General features: G+C 36.3%; 16 protein-coding genes. 7 read left to right on the top strand and 9 right to left on the bottom strand.

What is annotated here, in order from left to right; translation table 11 throughout:
- From ACPF63_RS05830 to ACPF63_RS05790, 9 genes are all read right to left on the bottom strand, one after another.
- Positions 1 to 720, bottom strand: a complete 720-nt coding sequence (locus ACPF63_RS05830) for a CIS tube protein (protein WP_077418675.1) — start codon at positions 718 to 720, stop codon at positions 1 to 3.
- Positions 720 to 881, bottom strand: a complete 162-nt coding sequence (locus ACPF63_RS05825; protein ID WP_426482352.1) for a DUF5908 family protein — start codon at positions 879 to 881, stop codon at positions 720 to 722. Before ACPF63_RS05825 ends, ACPF63_RS05830 begins: the two co-directional genes overlap by 1 nt.
- Positions 882 to 1,083: 202 nt before the next feature.
- On the bottom strand, positions 1,084 to 1,551 hold the full coding sequence (locus tag ACPF63_RS05820; protein WP_047388278.1) for a phage tail protein: 468 nt from the start codon (positions 1,549 to 1,551) through the stop codon (positions 1,084 to 1,086).
- A gap of 2 nt (positions 1,552 to 1,553) precedes the next feature.
- Positions 1,554 to 1,985, bottom strand: a complete 432-nt coding sequence (locus ACPF63_RS05815; protein ID WP_047378138.1) for a phage tail protein — start codon at positions 1,983 to 1,985, stop codon at positions 1,554 to 1,556.
- Between the two features lie 34 nt (positions 1,986 to 2,019).
- Positions 2,020 to 3,393, bottom strand: coding sequence for a phage tail sheath family protein (locus tag ACPF63_RS05810; protein WP_077418674.1), 1,374 nt, complete (start codon positions 3,391 to 3,393; stop codon positions 2,020 to 2,022).
- Between the two features lie 23 nt (positions 3,394 to 3,416).
- On the bottom strand, positions 3,417 to 3,848 hold the full coding sequence (locus tag ACPF63_RS05805; RefSeq protein ID WP_047378138.1) for a phage tail protein: 432 nt from the start codon (positions 3,846 to 3,848) through the stop codon (positions 3,417 to 3,419).
- 36 nt (positions 3,849 to 3,884) lie between these two features.
- Complete coding sequence (locus ACPF63_RS05800) at positions 3,885 to 5,606, bottom strand: phage tail sheath family protein (RefSeq protein ID WP_426482351.1); 1,722 nt, start codon at positions 5,604 to 5,606, stop codon at positions 3,885 to 3,887.
- Positions 5,607 to 5,691: 85 nt separating this feature from the next.
- On the bottom strand, positions 5,692 to 7,410 hold the full coding sequence (locus ACPF63_RS05795) for a phage tail sheath family protein (protein WP_426482350.1): 1,719 nt from the start codon (positions 7,408 to 7,410) through the stop codon (positions 5,692 to 5,694).
- A gap of 46 nt (positions 7,411 to 7,456) precedes the next feature.
- On the bottom strand, positions 7,457 to 8,041 hold the full coding sequence (locus ACPF63_RS05790) for a DUF4255 domain-containing protein (protein ID WP_077418670.1): 585 nt from the start codon (positions 8,039 to 8,041) through the stop codon (positions 7,457 to 7,459).
- Between the two features lie 548 nt (positions 8,042 to 8,589).
- On the opposite strand from ACPF63_RS05790, the gene ACPF63_RS05785 reads away from it, so the two are divergent.
- From ACPF63_RS05785 to ACPF63_RS05755, 7 genes are all read left to right on the top strand, one after another.
- On the top strand, positions 8,590 to 8,910 hold the full coding sequence (locus tag ACPF63_RS05785) for a hypothetical protein (RefSeq protein ID WP_077418669.1): 321 nt from the start codon (positions 8,590 to 8,592) through the stop codon (positions 8,908 to 8,910).
- A gap of 45 nt (positions 8,911 to 8,955) precedes the next feature.
- Positions 8,956 to 10,398 (top strand): contractile injection system tape measure protein, encoded by a 1,443-nt coding sequence (locus ACPF63_RS05780; RefSeq protein ID WP_426482349.1) that lies wholly within the window; start codon positions 8,956 to 8,958, stop codon positions 10,396 to 10,398.
- Positions 10,399 to 10,502: 104 nt separating this feature from the next.
- Positions 10,503 to 11,468, top strand: coding sequence for an AAA family ATPase (locus tag ACPF63_RS05775; RefSeq protein ID WP_426482348.1), 966 nt, complete (start codon positions 10,503 to 10,505; stop codon positions 11,466 to 11,468).
- Positions 11,437 to 11,955, top strand: coding sequence for an ATP-binding protein (locus ACPF63_RS05770; RefSeq protein ID WP_426482347.1), 519 nt, complete (start codon positions 11,437 to 11,439; stop codon positions 11,953 to 11,955). Before ACPF63_RS05775 ends, ACPF63_RS05770 begins: the two co-directional genes overlap by 32 nt.
- 36 nt (positions 11,956 to 11,991) lie before the next feature.
- Positions 11,992 to 15,273 carry a peptidoglycan-binding protein gene (locus ACPF63_RS05765; RefSeq protein ID WP_426482346.1) on the top strand — a complete coding sequence of 1,094 codons (3,282 nt, stop codon included), beginning with the start codon at positions 11,992 to 11,994 and terminating at the stop codon, positions 15,271 to 15,273.
- Positions 15,274 to 15,277: 4 nt separating this feature from the next.
- Positions 15,278 to 15,514, top strand: a complete 237-nt coding sequence (locus ACPF63_RS05760; RefSeq protein WP_426482345.1) for a hypothetical protein — start codon at positions 15,278 to 15,280, stop codon at positions 15,512 to 15,514.
- Positions 15,515 to 15,655: 141 nt separating this feature from the next.
- The gene (locus ACPF63_RS05755; protein ID WP_426482344.1) at positions 15,656 to 16,057 is read left to right on the top strand and encodes a hypothetical protein; all 402 of its coding nucleotides are present in this window, start codon (positions 15,656 to 15,658) and stop codon (positions 16,055 to 16,057) included.
- Positions 16,058 to 16,078: the final 21 nt, after the last annotated feature.

Below are 16,078 nucleotides of genomic sequence, written 5' to 3'. Positions count from 1 at the left end.
TCATGAAACTTTTTCTAATGGCGGAAAGAATAATTCCTGCCCTGGTTTTAGCTGTCTGAAATTGACAAGATTGTTTACTTTAGCGACCTCCAGATAATATTTGGAGTCTCCGTAAATTCTTTCAGTCATTAATGGCAGTGTATCGCCAGCTTGTACTGTTCTTTTGTGGGTAAGATCCGGAGATTGTTTATCTTCAATTTTACCGGCAAGTTTAGGACTTGTTGATTCACTGAATGTTGCCTTTCCTATAGCTCTCAGAGGCTGGCCTTCGTTATCAAATAATTTATATTCTATCGTTAATTCAGAAAGCACTCCTTTAAATTCAAAACTTCCCCAATTAAGGATAACATTATAAGGTTTATGGATAGAACCTTCCAGCTCGCTTGTTGCCTTATAAAAATCTTCAATCTGTTTTGTTACAGCTGTTTTTGCAAACGATTTCCCTTTAATTTTATTGATCAGTTTAAGCCCTGAATTCGCTTCTGTAACTCCTGTCCCATCAAATAGAAATTCTAATTGTAAATCAGGTGATGCTGATGAGGTGTATCCTAAATTAGGTTTAGAATTACCATCTGCCTGATCTTTATTATATTTCGTTTTATAGGTCATAGAAAAACCTGTCGGATTGATAAAAGCTTTAAAAGCACCGCTCTGAACTCTTTTTTCATAATCAGAGTTTTCGTATGTTCCGATTGTCAGTTTTTGAATTGCTCCTCTCATTATCTTTCTTTTTTACGGTTTTCTATCTTTGCTGCCTGTTCTACACTTTCGCTGATTGCGCGCATGAGCTGTGCTTCATCTACCGATGCGGCAGTCGTCGTTGCTTCTGCTTTTTCGTCCACATTTATTTTAATGTGAAGCTCTTTTATTTCTATTGGCATTTTGTTTGTTTTTTAATCGATCATTAATATTCAAAATACTAATAACCAATGATTTAACATGTTTATTTTTAAAAATCTAAGCACATGAAGGGTGTGTTCAGTCTCTGTTATAGACCAATCTGTTGTTTTTTATGAAAAAAGATTTGGGTAAATGTTATCTTTAAACTAACACACGTTCGGGTGCTTAGATTTGATTTAGAAATTACAAGCCTAAGCTTGCTAACGATGAGGGTATTGTGAAATATCTATATTTCAGTTCTATTGTTTCAATAGCAAGTTTGCTTTCTTCTGCGTTGAATTCTGACACTTCCCATCTTACAGGATATGCTCCAACTACATTCCAAACCATTAGGGGTGCTGTAGACTGAATCCCGCCTGAAAGAGTAATGATCAGGTCTCTGGGTTCAAACTGGAAGTTTTCCATCGCATTTCTACACCAGCTTATCAATCCGGAACTTACGATTAACCCACGCTTAAGAACCAGATTAGGATATTTGGGTCTCAAAGGAAGCTGGTGCGTAAACCTGTTTTCGCCTCCTTCGGCATATTCTTCAGTTCCAATTTCTGTTGATAAACCAGATATAGATTGAAATCTGGAGTCAATACCCTCTGTTGTTGAAATCCCATTAACAATAAAAGAGAAACTGGTTGGAGGATATAAAACTGCCATGATTAGTTATTTTCAATAGTTAATCCTTCGTGTGCAATTTCCAGCGTTTCAATAGCAACCTCGTTACCTTCAGCTTTCAGATCTGTTGATTGTAACTTAAGTGGGAATGCATTTTTCACTTTCCATGTAACTGCAGGCGCTCCTGTCTCATCTAAAAGAGAAATCGTAATAGATCTGCGCTCTACGGTGCTTAGCTGAATACTTTGGAACCAGTCGAAATATTCGTTATCAGTTTTGAAAGTTCCTCTCTTTAAAGTGATATTACTGAAACTTTTCATTCCAGGCATTTTAATCTTACTGAAATCAGGACTTGCGCCATGTCTGTATTCAATTAAAGCTGCTTCAACATTTAAACCGCTGACTTCCTGAAAACCTACTTTTGTTCCGCCCCAATCTACTTCAAAGGCAAACTTTACTAATGGATATGTACTCATAATGTATTTATTTTTATTTGTTATTTAATTTAGCTTATGCTTCCTGTAATTTGTGTGAAAAACGTAACACAATAAATTCAGCCGGACGTACTGCTGCCATTCCGATTTCAATGATCATTCTTCCTTCTAAAATATCCTGCGCAGACATTGTTTTGTGTAAACCAACGCTTACGTAAAAAGCTTCTTCCGGCTTGCTTCCTGCCAATGCACCGTCTCTCCACTGCTGGTCAAGGAAATTTTCGATCATAGCCTGTACACGAACCCATGTATTGGCCGTATTCGGTTCAAAAACGAAACGTTCTGTAGCTTTCTTCACAGACTCTTCTACCATGTTGAAGAAACGACGTACAGGTACATACCTCCATTCGTTACTGTTTCCGTCTAATGTTCTTGCTCCCCAAACCATCGTTCCTTTTCCTGTAAAAGTTCTGATCGCGTTGATTGATTTTCCTGCTACCGCATCTACGTTAAGACCGTCCTGCGTTTCATTAGAAATTTTTACAACAGGTGCCAGTACATTGCTGATTGCTAAGTTGGCTGGTGCTTTCCATACTCCGGAAGTACTGTCTACTTTAGCATAAATTCCGGCAATTGATGAAGATGGAGTCAATACCAGTCTTTTAGATTCAATTTCTTTTTTAGCCTGGTTATACAATGCTGAACTTCTTGATTTCAACCATGCTAAGGTATTTCCATTTTGAGGCATTGTAACGTCCACAAGAACTCCAGCAGCATTTACTTCTTTATAGCTATCGATTTTAACGTCTTTATCATCAAAGCTATAGCTTAAAACAGTCTCCAATTTTGGATAATAGGCAGCTCCATATTTTAATCCTGCAGCATCTACTCCAGCTCTAAAAGCAGCAGCATCTTCAAAAACATCCATAATAACGAACCTGTCTTTCAAGTCTTCTGCCTGATCTAAAGCTTTATTGTATAATTTATAAGCATCTGCTCCTAAAACTTCAGCATCCGGGAAAACAATAAGCGTTGGCTCATCTTCTTTTTCCAGTGATTTCAATCCGAACCACAGACCTCCAGCAACTGTTTCCGTTCCTAATGCAGGAGTTTTTTCATAGTCAGCTACTGAAACAATATAACATGGTCCACCACCATTAGCAAAATACATTTGCATAGCATAATGCATTTTGTAAGGGCTTACCTTGGTATTATCTATATTTGCAGTAACAACTGTATCTTCAATCTTAATAGAGATTGCTGTTTTTTCATTTTTTGCTCCTCCAAAAATCGTTTCGTATTCCAACATAGAAGAAATTCTTGTCGGTTCATTTCTTGGTCCTTTATCCGTATGTCCGATAAAAGCCGGGATAGCTGTTTCTACTTGTGCTACAGATGGTGGGAATTTCGCAATTTCTTCTACGTAAACTCCAGGTGTTTTGTAATTCATTTGTTAAAAATTTAAAGTTAATATTAGTTGTTTTCAATAGTTAATCCTTCGTGTGCAATTTCCAGCGTTTCAATAGCAACCTCGTTACCTTCAGCTTTCAGATCTGTTGACTGTAACTTAAGCGGGAATGCATTTTTCACTTTCCATGTAACTGCAGGCGCTCCTGTCTCATCTAAAAGGGAGATCGTAATAGATCTGCGCTCTACGGTGCTTAGCTGAATACTTTGGAACCAGTCGAAATATTCATTATCAGTTTTGAAAGTTCCTCTCTTTAAAGTGATGTTACTGAAACTTTTCATTCCAGGCATTTTAATCTTACTGAAATCAGGACTTGCGCCATGTCTGTATTCAATTAAAGCTGCTTCAACATTTAAACCGCTGACTTCCTGAAAACCTACTTTTGTTCCACCCCAATCTACTTCAAAGGCAAACTTTACTAATGGATATGTACTCATAATTTATTTTTAATTTTGATTGTTATTTAATTGATTTTATGCTTCCTGTAATTTGTGTGAAAAACGTAACACAATAAATTCAGCCGGACGTACTGCTGCCATTCCGATTTCAATGTTCATTCTTCCTTCCAGAATATCCTGAGCAGACATTGTTTTGTGTAAACCAACGCTTACGTAAAAAGCTTCTTCCGGCTTGTTTCCTGCTAATGCACCGTCTCTCCACTGCTGGTCAAGGAAATTTTCGATCATAGCCTGTACACGAGCCCATGTATTGGCAGTATTCGGTTCAAAGACGAAACGTTCTGTAGCTTTCTTCACAGATTCTTCTACCATGTTGAAGAAACGACGTACAGAAATGTATCTCCATTCGTTGCTGTTTCCATCCAGCGTTCTTGCCCCCCAAACCAAGTTTCCTTTTCCTGTAAAAGTTCTGATCGCGTTAATTGATTTTCCTGATTCAGCATCTACATTAAGCAGATCTTGTTCTTTATTGGAGATTTTTACTGCTGGTGCTTCTACTAAACTAAGCCCTAAATTGGCAGGCGATTTCCAAACTCCGGAAGTACTGTCTACTTTTGCATAAACTCCGGCCATTGCTGATGACGGTGCCAATACTACTGATGTAGACTCGATTGCTTTTTTAGCCTGGTTATACATCTCAGAATTAACAGCCTTCAAATCCGCTAAAGTTGTGATACCAGATGCACCGGTAACTAAGATATCAGCATCTTTGAAATCATAGCTTAGAACAGTCTTCAATTTTGGATAATAAGCTGCTCCGTATTTCAGACCTGTAGAAGATACTTTATCTCTAAAATCAGCAGCATCTTCAAGAACATCCATAATGACGAACCTGTCTTTTAACAATTCTGCCTGATCTAAAGCCTTGCTGTACAAAGCATAGATTTTGCCAATCGCAACAGAATTACCTGCTCTGGCAGTAACAATGCTGCTGGCAGCAAGAGCATCAGTCTCCATAGCCGAAGCCGTAGTAAAATCTGTCTCAAAATCAGTCGCAACCTCATCAGCTGCTGCCTTAACAGTAGCAACGGTAGCATTATCTACAGCAGCAGCAATCTTAACCGCCACTACAACAGCCTGACCGGCCTTAGCTCCCACAATCTGTAAATCGTTAGGATTAGGAACATTAAACTCCGCTGCCTTAGCAACTGCAGCATCAACAGCCGCTTCTACATTAGCACCTGCAACAGCACCTGCAACAACACCTGCAATACCTTTAGCTGCGGAAGCAACATTTTTAGCATTTAAAGCTGTAGTAACAACAGCCTGAGCAGCAGCAACATCAGCATCAGAAGGCACTAAACTTTGAAGATCCGGAAAAACAATCAGTGTAGGTTCATCTTCTTTTTTTAATAATTCAAGACCTGATAAAAAAGCTTCTGCAGGTGTAGGAGCATCTACAGCCTCCGGACTTTTATAATCTCCTACAGAAACAATATAGCAAGGGCCACCACCATTGGCAAAATACATCTGCATGGCATAATACATTTTAAAGTCGCTTACCTTGGTTGGCATTGCTGTTGCAACACCATCTTTGAAAGCTACAGCGAAGATTTCAGAGTTTGCTTTTCCAAAAAGTTCTTCATACTCCAACATCGAAACAATTCTCGTTGGTTTATTTTTCGGTCCATCCGCTGTATATCCAATAAAAGCAGGGATAGCCGTTTCAACTTGCGCTACGGAAGGGGGAAATTTTCCTTGCTCCTCCACGTAAACTCCAGGGGTTTTGTAATTCATTTTTAAAAATTTTACGTTAATATTAATTATTCCTCGAAGTAAAACTTCGAATATTTATTCGTGATTGATTTATTGTTTTTATTTTTTAGAACTGTTGTAATTTGTGCGAGAAGCTGAGTACAATAAACTCTGCCGGACGTACTAATGCTATTTTAAGGTCAACATTCATAATAGTAGTGCCTTCTACTCCCTTAACTGTTACCTCGTAGGCTTCTTTCGGAGTGCTGCCTGCTAATGCGCCCTCCATCCATTGCTGGTTAAGAAAATTTTCCAGCATTGTTTTTGCCCGTAACCATGTGTGAGGGATGTTAGGCTCATTAATAAACTTATTGAGTGCTTCGTTGATCGCCTGTCTGATCATATTATAATAACGGCGTACATGTACATACTTCCATTCGTTATCTTTCCCTTCATTATTTTTATCTTTCCCTTCAAGGGTTCTGGCTCCCCAGATTAAGGTTCCTTTTCCTGTAAAAGTTCTGATTGCATTAATTGATTTTCCGAAATCATCAATGTTTAAAGCAGCTTGTTCATGATCGGAAATTTTTTCTGTCGGAGTAATAACATTACTGATATTAACATTTGCGGGAGCCTTCCACACTCCTCTTACGCTGTCTACTCTACCATATGCTCCTGCAATTGCTGATGATGGTGGTAAAACAACTTTTAACGACTGTATTTCTTTTTTTACCTGATTATACAGTGCAGAATTGGATAATTCCAAATTTTTAAGCGTTATCCCGTTTGCATCTCCTTTTTCGTCTTTTACCTCAAGAATTGCAGTTTTTAAGGCATCAAACTCTCCACTGAACACAGGTGCATCTTCGTCAAAACCATCAGGGATCACAAAATCATCTATTATTCCGTCATATATGGCTTCTAAAACAACTTTTGCTTCATCAATTGCTTCTGTTAAAGCATTTTTTTTATCACCTGCATCCGCTGCTTCATTCACTTCTTCTGCTATCGCAATAGCCTGATCTAATAAATCAGCAAGCACGTAAGCATCGGCAGATCCCGTTGAGATTTCGGCACTTGCCAACCTTTTTAATTCATCTAAAGCAGCGATCTCACCCGCATAAAAAAGAGCACTCCCCTGTCCTGTTTTTTGTAAACCGGCATGGGTGATAGGGGTTTGAGTTTCATCAAAAGTATAATTCAAAATGGTTTTTAAGTGAGGGAAGTAAGCCGCCGCATGATTAGTTGGGTTTATATTACTTCTAAAAGATTCAATCGTGGTAAGATTGTTTGATTTGATGATAGAATTTCCGTAATAAGTATCCAGGATAACAAACCTGTTCTTACTCTCATCCTTAGCTTTATCAATTGCCTGATTATAGATACTATAAAACTCAGATTCATTGGCTAACGAAATAGCATCAGGGAAAATAATAAGAATCGGTTCTTTAATATTTTTATGATCTATCTTACCCAATCCTGTTTCCAATGAGGATAATTGTACTTCTGCTGATGTATAATCCCCTACAGAAATGATATAACACGGTCCGCCGCCATTAGCAAAATACATTTGCAGCGAATAGTACATTAAAAACTGTACCTGAGGGGCTACAATAGTTGCTCCCTGGCCTTCTACATCTTTTAGCTGGATATTTTCTTTTTTTGCTTTTCCAAAATATTGTTCATATTCTAAAAGAGAATTGATTCTGAAGGGTTCATTATACCCGGCAGGGAGTAGGTCGGTATACCCAATAAACGCTGGCATAGCTGTTTCTATATAGGCAACTGAGTATGGAAGTTTTGTAATTTCTTCAACAGAAACACCTGGTGTTGCTGAATTTAACATGTTTAAAAATTTAAAGGGTTATTAGTTTTAGTTTTTGCTTTTATGATTAATCAATTTTAATACTTTGGATATTAACGTCATTAATTAATTTAACAGGGATTACATCCTTAGCCGCAATTTTTATCACACTTATTTTATATAAGGCAGATGGCATTATTTTTCCGCCTAATAGTCCCCAGACGTAACTTAGCTGTTCAAAGGGAATTGAATGCAGTTCAATTCTGAAACTGAAGTTGTTTTCGGGCTCAAGATCCACATACTCCAGAACATTTTTTGCCTGAAATACCTCAATCACTTTTGAAATACTTAGTAATGATTTGCTATAGGTACTTCTGTTGGCAGCAATCATTACATATAGGTTTAAGTAAGCTGGTGTACTTTCTTTATCGTATCGGATTGGATTGTTCTCAACAACAACCTGCTGATACCTTGACCTGTTTTTCAATGTTGATTCTTCCTCAATGTTGAGCAGACTGATTACTACTTTGTTATTAAGTCCCTCAGTATTGTCATCATGTTTTGCAATGTCATCAACAACAGCGATTTCAATTTCGTTAGGAACGTTAGGATCCCATAAACCATCCGGAGCATTTAGCTGATTTTTTAAAACTGTTAATACTTTATTAATCATAATTTCTGTTCTTAATTATTATGGTGCAAACATACAATCACCCCCCCTCAAAAGACAAATATTTTACGGCCTCAATACAGTCTTTGCAGTAAATAGGATTTTAACACTTTTTAAAAAAAACCAAAAAAAACACTATTAAAACACTGAAAACAAACACATTAAAATCAATATTAAAAAATTAAATCTAAGACCAGAGATTTTCTCCGGCTAATTACACTAAATTTTCAGCCTGGTGATTGAGGCTCATTCTGCTTTTAAAAAGCATCATTTTTCAACATAAGATTATCCATTAACTAAATGGTCATTTTTAGTGGTCCTGCATTTCTGAATTTTGATTACAAGAAGTATTAATTCTACAAAAAACACATGCATTCCTGATTAGGAGTACCACATTTTTTACCCAACAAGTTCTAAAAATTGTAAACCCGCATCACCACGAAATGATTTTTGTGTTTTACTGCAAAGACAGAATAGAGCGGTCTTATAATTCGCAAAATGGCTTTTCTTCTTTCTAATTTTGACCCAATAATTTTAAAAACTTTAATCATATGAATATTAAAAATCTTTTCAGCAAGCGCAATGAAATCATTGAAGGCCACTTTAACGAACTACGCTCAAAACTGGGGGCAGCAAATCAAAATGAAGAAGCTATTTTCTCTTTAAGGGAAGAAATTTGTAATGCATGTCCTTTAAAAAACGGCAACAATTGCAACGCAATGAAATGGCTCAATCCAGAGACACTGGAAGTGGTAGATGGTCCAAAAGATGGGTTTATCAGAGGCTGTGGATGCAGATTGAGTGCTAAACAGAGATCAAGATTCAGTCTTTGTCCTGCAGGTTTTTGGGGTGGAGAGTTCAACCAAAAGTAAAACCATTTGACGACTCCCGATATTTTATAATGTAAACCTATTAATGTGAAGCAAAATCATATCATTCAGAAAGTTTTTCTTGAAATTACCGTCAACAATAAAGAAAAAGCATTGCATATAAAAGATGATATTAACAGCTTTTTGTCTATTGATGTTTTTCCGGAAATAGAAAAGCATATCAAAGCTTTAGAATATAAATTAGCTGGTCAGACCCTGCAGATTCCCCGTTTAGAATTAAATGTGGATGTAAAAAGCAGCGCATTAAATACAGAGTTAAAAGATCAGATAGCTGAACTTTTTAAAGAAGAACTGTCAGAAATTACCAGTCCCATTGAAACTTCCCATCAGGAAACAGAAAGGGACACTAAGGTATACCTGATAGACAATCAGGAAAAGATGCTCAGGGCTTTTATCTATTTTTTAGAAAAAGGAGCTATGCCCTGGTGGAATTCAGAGAGCAATAATATGGCTATTTTGGAATCAACGGCTTTTGACCGGCTTATTTCGGCCGATAATTTTCAAAGGAGCATTCTACCTGTTTTGTCAAAAGAAAATGTTAAAAATCGGATTATCAATCAGCTTTCCAATGAACAAATTGCACAATTATGTTTGGCAATTCTGAAAAATAAGGAATTAAATATTAACCTGGACACCGGTACAATACATTATATATCAAAACTGAATCATACGGATAGAATTGCAATATGGCGTTTGATCTTCAATGTAATATCGGAGTATTTGAATACATCCAATACCCATCCACGGGAGTATCTTTTACAGGAAATTTCAACAATAGAACAGATTGGCTTATCACAAACAAAAAGCAATCATCAGAACAGGAAAAAAGTAGTTAAGATATTCCCTTTTATTACAGAAAATGAAATTTCTGAAAGCATCAAAACGAATGCTGCAGAGCTACCTGAGAATGTAACAGCTTTAATAGAAACTATTCAGGAAAAAGATACAGAAACTCCGGCAGAGGTAAACCAGAACGAGGGACAATACATTCAAAATGCAGGGCTTATTTTGATCCACCCATTCATCAAAACCCTGTTTGAACATTGTGAGCTCATTGATCCAAAAACCCAGCAACTCACTGATCCGGAATTGTGTGCCCATCTATTGCATTATATCGCTGCCGGAAAAACAAATGCTCCGGAATACGACATGATTTTTGAAAAATTTCTGTGTAATATTCCGATGCACCAAACAATTAACAGGCATATTAAACTTTCACGTAAGCATAAAACACAGGCCAAAAATGTAATAGAAAGTGTACAGCACAACTGGGCTCCTATGAAAAAATCATCTGCTGCACTATTACAAAATGAGTTTTTCCAGCGACCGGGGAAATTAACCATTACCGACTCTGATTACACCCTTACCGTAGAACGAAAAACACAGGATATTCTTCTTGAAAAGCTTTCCTGGGGAATTGGTCTCGTAAAACTCCCCTGGCAGAAAAAATTCATATTTGTAAACTGGTAACAGGTTACATTTTCTAAATACTCTGAAACTTTCCAAATGCTCTAAAGTTGCTGATTTTACATCAGCAATACCTCACTGCAACACTATTAATTCAAAATAAGATTATGAAATCTCCTATTAACCATGAAGACCCGTCATTAATAAAAACAAAAATTAATGAAAAAACGGAAACAATCAATCCCCTATTCCAAGCCAATACTGTAAATCATAACTCTTTAAATGAAGAAATGAAATGGCTGCAATTCCTTATTGAAAAGCGATGCAAAGAGTTGTTTCTGGAAGATGAGACAGAATTGAATGTTGGTTATGAAATACCTGAACCTCCAAAATCAGACGATAAATCTCCTTATTCGGTTACGGTAAACACCCATCAGCTTACCGTTGTGGACAGAATAATCTTAGCGCTGGGCATTGCTTCAGCTCATTATCCGTCCGTTCTGAAAACATTTGTGCAGATAGAAGAAAGCAGTAATGCATTTGCTATTGAAGCAGGTGGTGAGTATGATAAAATCAGCCGCAGCTTTAAGCCCACTTTTCAAACCGCACTTTTTTTGCTGGCAGGTAAGGATTTATCACTGTGGTCGCAGTATGGTGCACAACTCATCAATGGCAGTGTGTTGTTGAAAAATGATATTATTTACAATCGTTCTTCAGCAGAATTTATTCATGGAAAGATTGAACTGGATACCGCTTATCTCAATTATTTTTTATCAGGTCAGAAACCACAGCTGGACCATGGTTCTTACTTTCCCGGCAGGCTTTACAAATCTGATCTCACCATGGAAGATATTATTCTGGAAGATAATGTGAGAGATCAGATAAAACCCATCGGCCACTATATAAAAGCATTGGAAAACGGCTTTTTCAAAACCAATGAGCATAGCTTTAAACCAGGCTTTATTACTTTATTCTACGGTGCACCGGGAACGGGAAAAACGATGCTGGCCGGTATTCTTGCTACTACATTTGGTATTGATATGTATCATGTAGATCTCTCACAGGTAGTGAGCAAATACATTGGTGAAACTGAGAAAAATCTTGAAGTATTATTTCAACAGGCTGCAGGGTAAAAACTGTATGCTGTTTTTTGATGAAGCCGACGCTTTGTTTGGGAAACGTTCTGATGTAAAAGATGCTCATGACCGTTACGCCAACCAGGAAGTTTCGTATTTATTGCAGCGAATAGAAAAATTTGACGGATTAACAATTCTGGCTTCCAATTTTGAAAACAATATGGATGATGCTTTCAAACGCCGTATCGATGTTTCTATCAATGTAATACGACCGACAGAAATTACCAGAAAAGCCCTTTGGGAGCATTATTTGCCTAAAAATATAACTTTTGAAAGTGAAGACCTTTTAAAACATTTAACCAAAGAGTATACTTATACAGGTGCTAATATCCGAAACATTATGAAAAATGTTGCTATGGCATTACATGACCGTAATGAAACCATTATTACTTATTCTCTAATCAGTACTTATTTAATGATAGAAAACGAAAAAGCTTTCGGAAAAAATCAATCCCGTCTCAGCCCATTTGTACAAAACCCTTAGCACAGCATAATAAACACTCATCTAATAACCAATACCATGAGCAGACACAAAAAAACATTTGCGCCCAGGGCCGGCAGGTCCGATAAGCAAAAAACCAATAATAAAGAGGATAAAGAAAAGTCTGAGCAGATCACCGATCAGGACAGCAAAATATCTCTCGCAAAAACAGAAGTTACCCAAATAACATACGATCCTTTTAAAAACAGAGCATTCAGTAAAGTAGAAAAAAAGGGATCGGTCATCCAATTGTTTGATAAAGGGCAGCATATTTCAACACTTAATAACGCACTTAATAAATTAGGACATAAAACATCTGAAAATAAGAATCTTTTCTGGAATGAAACGAAGACTGGAATCATCAATTTTCAACGTAAAAACAATATTAATACTTCCGGTACTTTTAATAAAGAAACCTTGCTGAAAATGAATGAAGCATTGCAATTCTTAAACAGTAAGAAAGAAGTTGGACTTTCTGTTTCTGAACGTGCGAGAATGCTATACGAAGCCTTTGAACACAGAACATTAGGGATCTTTGGAGGAACTGATGAAGATAAAGTTTTTAAAGCTTTGGAAAAGCTGTCCTATGAAGACCGATACGAGCTTATTCAATACTATGATGCAACATACAAACTTAAAAGAAAAGTAGGATTAGTACAGGATTTATATGAAGAATTAGACAACAAAGATTTATTTAAAGCTATACGGTTATTATATGCAAACTATGAAGAGCCACAACCAGCACTGGAGCCAGAGCCGGCACACCCCGAAGGTGAGCTGTTACAGGAAGTTGTTGTCACAGGTAAAGGATCATGGATCAAGCCTAAGACAAAGTATGCCATAGAAGGACAACCTATAGAGTTTGATTGTATCTATCAATATGAAACACCTGTTATTAGTGCCAAAGGAAGCAACCCTAAAATGCCGGAAGTTGTCCGAAAAGTATTGATCCAGAATGATGGCAGAGTATACAACTTGTTTGAATACCCTTTTAGAAAGGATACTAAAACATTCGGACAGGAAGGAACTGCAATCAGCCAATTTTCTATTAACACCCATAAATCAGGGAATTATACATTTGTATTCATCATAGAAAATTCCATAACAAAGGAATTTAGGGCTTTAACCAAAGAATATCAAGTTAAGACCCTTGAAGAGGCGGCGGCTAGTGACTTAAAACAGAATAAAATTCAAAATTATTCAGATTTCAGACAACAGGTAGCCTTTATTGAATTCAACCTTTCAAAAGGAGCATCCAAAGAGCAGAAAAGCAATCCGGATTTCTATATTGAATCTGCATCATTTAGTGAAAATCCAGCAAGAGTGGGTACTGCAGATATTAACCATATTCCGCAGTCTTACTATTCAATTAAAGGAAAGCCTATCTCTAAAGATCATCATTATTTTTGGTTTGCAGAAATCAATACCCCAAAAGAAATGTTTGATGGGGCCAGCGCATTACTTGGAGTAGAATATGCTAAAAATGCCACTGTACATGGTTATAAAAGAGGAGAATATTTTGGCAAAGACGGATGGAATATGAATTCTTCGCAGGCAAAAGCTGCTTTTTTAGGTTCACTTGCAGGTGTTTATACCATTCATTGTCTGGTATTAGACAAAAACAACAATCCAACAGGGCAGGAAGCTTCTTACCGACAAGTTGTCTTACCAAGTGATGACTATCAGGCGCTAAAAAATATAAGAGAATATAAGAAAGAGATTGATAAAAGCTTTAATACTATTTCTCCCAAAACAGCATTGGCGATTAATGCCGTAGCGATTAATGAAAAAACTACAGAAACACTGTCGCTCAATTTATTTATAGGAAAAAGCAAAAAAAATCCGACCAATTATGTACTAACAGACCTTACCCCAGGTGTACAACATCAACGTACTTATGCAGGAAATAATTTAAAAGATTTATTTGAAGAATTTGACAGTAAAAACACGTATCCGGATGGTATACTGGCGTATGAAATTCCATCCAATACATTAGGCTATCCTACTCTAAAAGGGAATTTTACTACTAACGGAGCATCGTTCATGGAATCACTTTCTACCGGAGCGGGCTGGGCTTCTTTAGGATTGGCAGTAGCAGGATTGGTAGCTTCATTTACACCAGCAGCGCCTATTGCTCCTTACTTATTTATAGCGGCAGGTGCCGCAGGTGCCACTTCCGGAACGGCCAGCATTATTGATAAAGTAGAAAAAGGAACACTTACCAGCGAAACGCTGGCTTTGGATGTTATTATGATAGCCTCCAGCTTTTTAGGAATGGCAGGCTCATTATCAAGTATCGCTAAGGTATCTTCTGTTATAAAAATATCATCAACAGGGATACGTTATATCATTCTAACTGACTTTGCCCTTAATGGTACTGCGGCAGTAATGATTACCTCTGAAGGTTTAGAGAGCATACAAGATATTCATGATAATAAAAATCTGACTACAGCAGAAAAAATAGATGCTATCGTTAAAATTTTAGGACAGTTGACATTAACTGCAGGATTGCTAGTGTTAAGCAGTAAAAATTTAAAAGGAGGAGAATTAGAGAAACTGCCAAAGGTAAAAAGACAAACATCAAAAAAAACTTACAACCCGGAGCAGCATAGTGAATTTATTGATACACCTGAAAATTTAACAGGTGGAAAATCACCAAAATTCACTATTTTTAAAGCAAAATCTAAAAGCTCAGTAAAAAATATCTTAGCAGAAAGAGATGCGTTTTGGAAAGAACTTAAAGAAAAGTATTTCCCTGAAAATGATTGGAGTAAAACTGACTTTGTTACTGAAGGAGTAGATTTTAACAAATTTAAATCAGATCACCCTAATTTATTTGATGAAATGGCTTCTAAATATGATTCAATGGATGCTGCCAATAGATTTTTACCTGGATTGATAGAATCAGGAAGTTCTATCCCTTTCAAAGTCACTTTTAATAAAGGAGATGAGTTATTTAAAATTGTTCCAAAAGGAGGAAATATAGACGGGCCTTCACCATATTATTTAACAAAGTCAGAATTGGATTTCGTTAAACTACATCCAGAAAGACTTGAGCAGGTTTTGGGACTTCCTCTATCCAGTACAACAAGTGAATATGATGTTTTTAAACTTGTAGCAAAAAAAGACAATATTTCAGGATTTGAATCAATAATTGCGCAGACTAAACAATCAGCCAAACTAAATCCTGGCGATTTTTATAAAACTACAGGAGGTAAAAAACAGACACTAATTATTGATAATATGGATTCTGGCACCTGGGAAAAAATAAGTGTTCCGGTCGAAGCAATATCACCTAAATCTCTACCAAAAATTGATTAAAACTATGAATAAAAAAAAACTATTAGAAAAGAAAGATTGGGAATATTATATTTTTGAAGAAGACAACAATATTGAATTATCTGTTCCTGTTCCCAATCCCAGCCCTGGATTTGATATCATTTATGTCTTGAATGAATCTGAAAAAGAAATGTATTTACATACAGGCATCAAAGCCCTTGAAGATAGAATAGAAGATATGAAAATTAACTTTTCAAATTATAAAATGAATTCATGGAGATAATAATATCACATCAACTTAAATAAAACATTATCTCACATATAATATAAAACCACAACACAAGAAGTTGTGGTTTTTATCTTTAATTGCTTTTCTTAGGTTAGATATAAAAGTATCTTTAAGTAACTTAGATTAAAAATTAATATGACTAAAATTACAATACATGCGGAGATAGAAAAAGATGGAGAATCTTTCTTGTTCTATGTAAATATTTCCAATATATCTGAAGAGACATTAAAGTTAAACCTTTCTAATAACACCGGCGGGCTTGTAAGAGAAACAGTTCATTTATATGATAAAAACAAGGATCGATTACATAAAGGAGTAAGCTATATGATCCCTATAGATGATGCCACCCATCTAACTTCAATTGAAACAGGAGAATCAGCTCAGCTTATTTTAAAAGCGAAACTTGAAGAAATAGAGAATGACCTGTTTCTCGATTTCAAAGGAGCCAATTTTAATGTCAAACAAGATGAAACCTATTATTTTCAAATAGAATATCTTGGGGCAAAATCAGATATGGCATCTTTCAAAATTGATTAAAAGACAATCAATTTTGAAGAG

Source organism: Chryseobacterium sp. R2ACT005 (assembly GCF_049949215.1).
GTDB lineage: Bacteria > Bacteroidota > Bacteroidia > Flavobacteriales > Weeksellaceae > Chryseobacterium.
This window is presented reverse-complemented; position numbering and strand designations above follow the sequence as displayed.

What these genes read in the sequence shown, in the direction of transcription:
- ACPF63_RS05830 (WP_077418675.1), bottom strand. Translation starts at nt 720, where the DNA reads ATGAGAGGAGCAATTCAAAAACTGACAATCGGAACATACGAAAACTCT.
- ACPF63_RS05825 (WP_426482352.1), bottom strand. Translation starts at nt 881, where the DNA reads ATGCCAATAGAAATAAAAGAGCTTCACATTAAAATAAATGTGGACGAA.
- ACPF63_RS05820 (WP_047388278.1), bottom strand. Translation starts at nt 1,551, where the DNA reads ATGGCAGTTTTATATCCTCCAACCAGTTTCTCTTTTATTGTTAATGGG.
- ACPF63_RS05815 (WP_047378138.1), bottom strand. Translation starts at nt 1,985, where the DNA reads ATGAGTACATATCCATTAGTAAAGTTTGCCTTTGAAGTAGATTGGGGC.
- ACPF63_RS05810 (WP_077418674.1), bottom strand. Translation starts at nt 3,393, where the DNA reads ATGAATTACAAAACACCTGGAGTTTACGTAGAAGAAATTGCGAAATTC.
- ACPF63_RS05805 (WP_047378138.1), bottom strand. Translation starts at nt 3,848, where the DNA reads ATGAGTACATATCCATTAGTAAAGTTTGCCTTTGAAGTAGATTGGGGT.
- ACPF63_RS05800 (WP_426482351.1), bottom strand. Translation starts at nt 5,606, where the DNA reads ATGAATTACAAAACCCCTGGAGTTTACGTGGAGGAGCAAGGAAAATTT.
- ACPF63_RS05795 (WP_426482350.1), bottom strand. Translation starts at nt 7,410, where the DNA reads ATGTTAAATTCAGCAACACCAGGTGTTTCTGTTGAAGAAATTACAAAA.
- ACPF63_RS05790 (WP_077418670.1), bottom strand. Translation starts at nt 8,041, where the DNA reads ATGATTAATAAAGTATTAACAGTTTTAAAAAATCAGCTAAATGCTCCG.
- ACPF63_RS05785 (WP_077418669.1), top strand. Translation starts at nt 8,590, where the DNA reads ATGAATATTAAAAATCTTTTCAGCAAGCGCAATGAAATCATTGAAGGC.
- ACPF63_RS05775 (WP_426482348.1), top strand. Translation starts at nt 10,503, where the DNA reads ATGAAATCTCCTATTAACCATGAAGACCCGTCATTAATAAAAACAAAA.
- ACPF63_RS05765 (WP_426482346.1), top strand. Translation starts at nt 11,992, where the DNA reads ATGAGCAGACACAAAAAAACATTTGCGCCCAGGGCCGGCAGGTCCGAT.
- ACPF63_RS05760 (WP_426482345.1), top strand. Translation starts at nt 15,278, where the DNA reads ATGAATAAAAAAAAACTATTAGAAAAGAAAGATTGGGAATATTATATT.
- ACPF63_RS05755 (WP_426482344.1), top strand. Translation starts at nt 15,656, where the DNA reads ATGACTAAAATTACAATACATGCGGAGATAGAAAAAGATGGAGAATCT.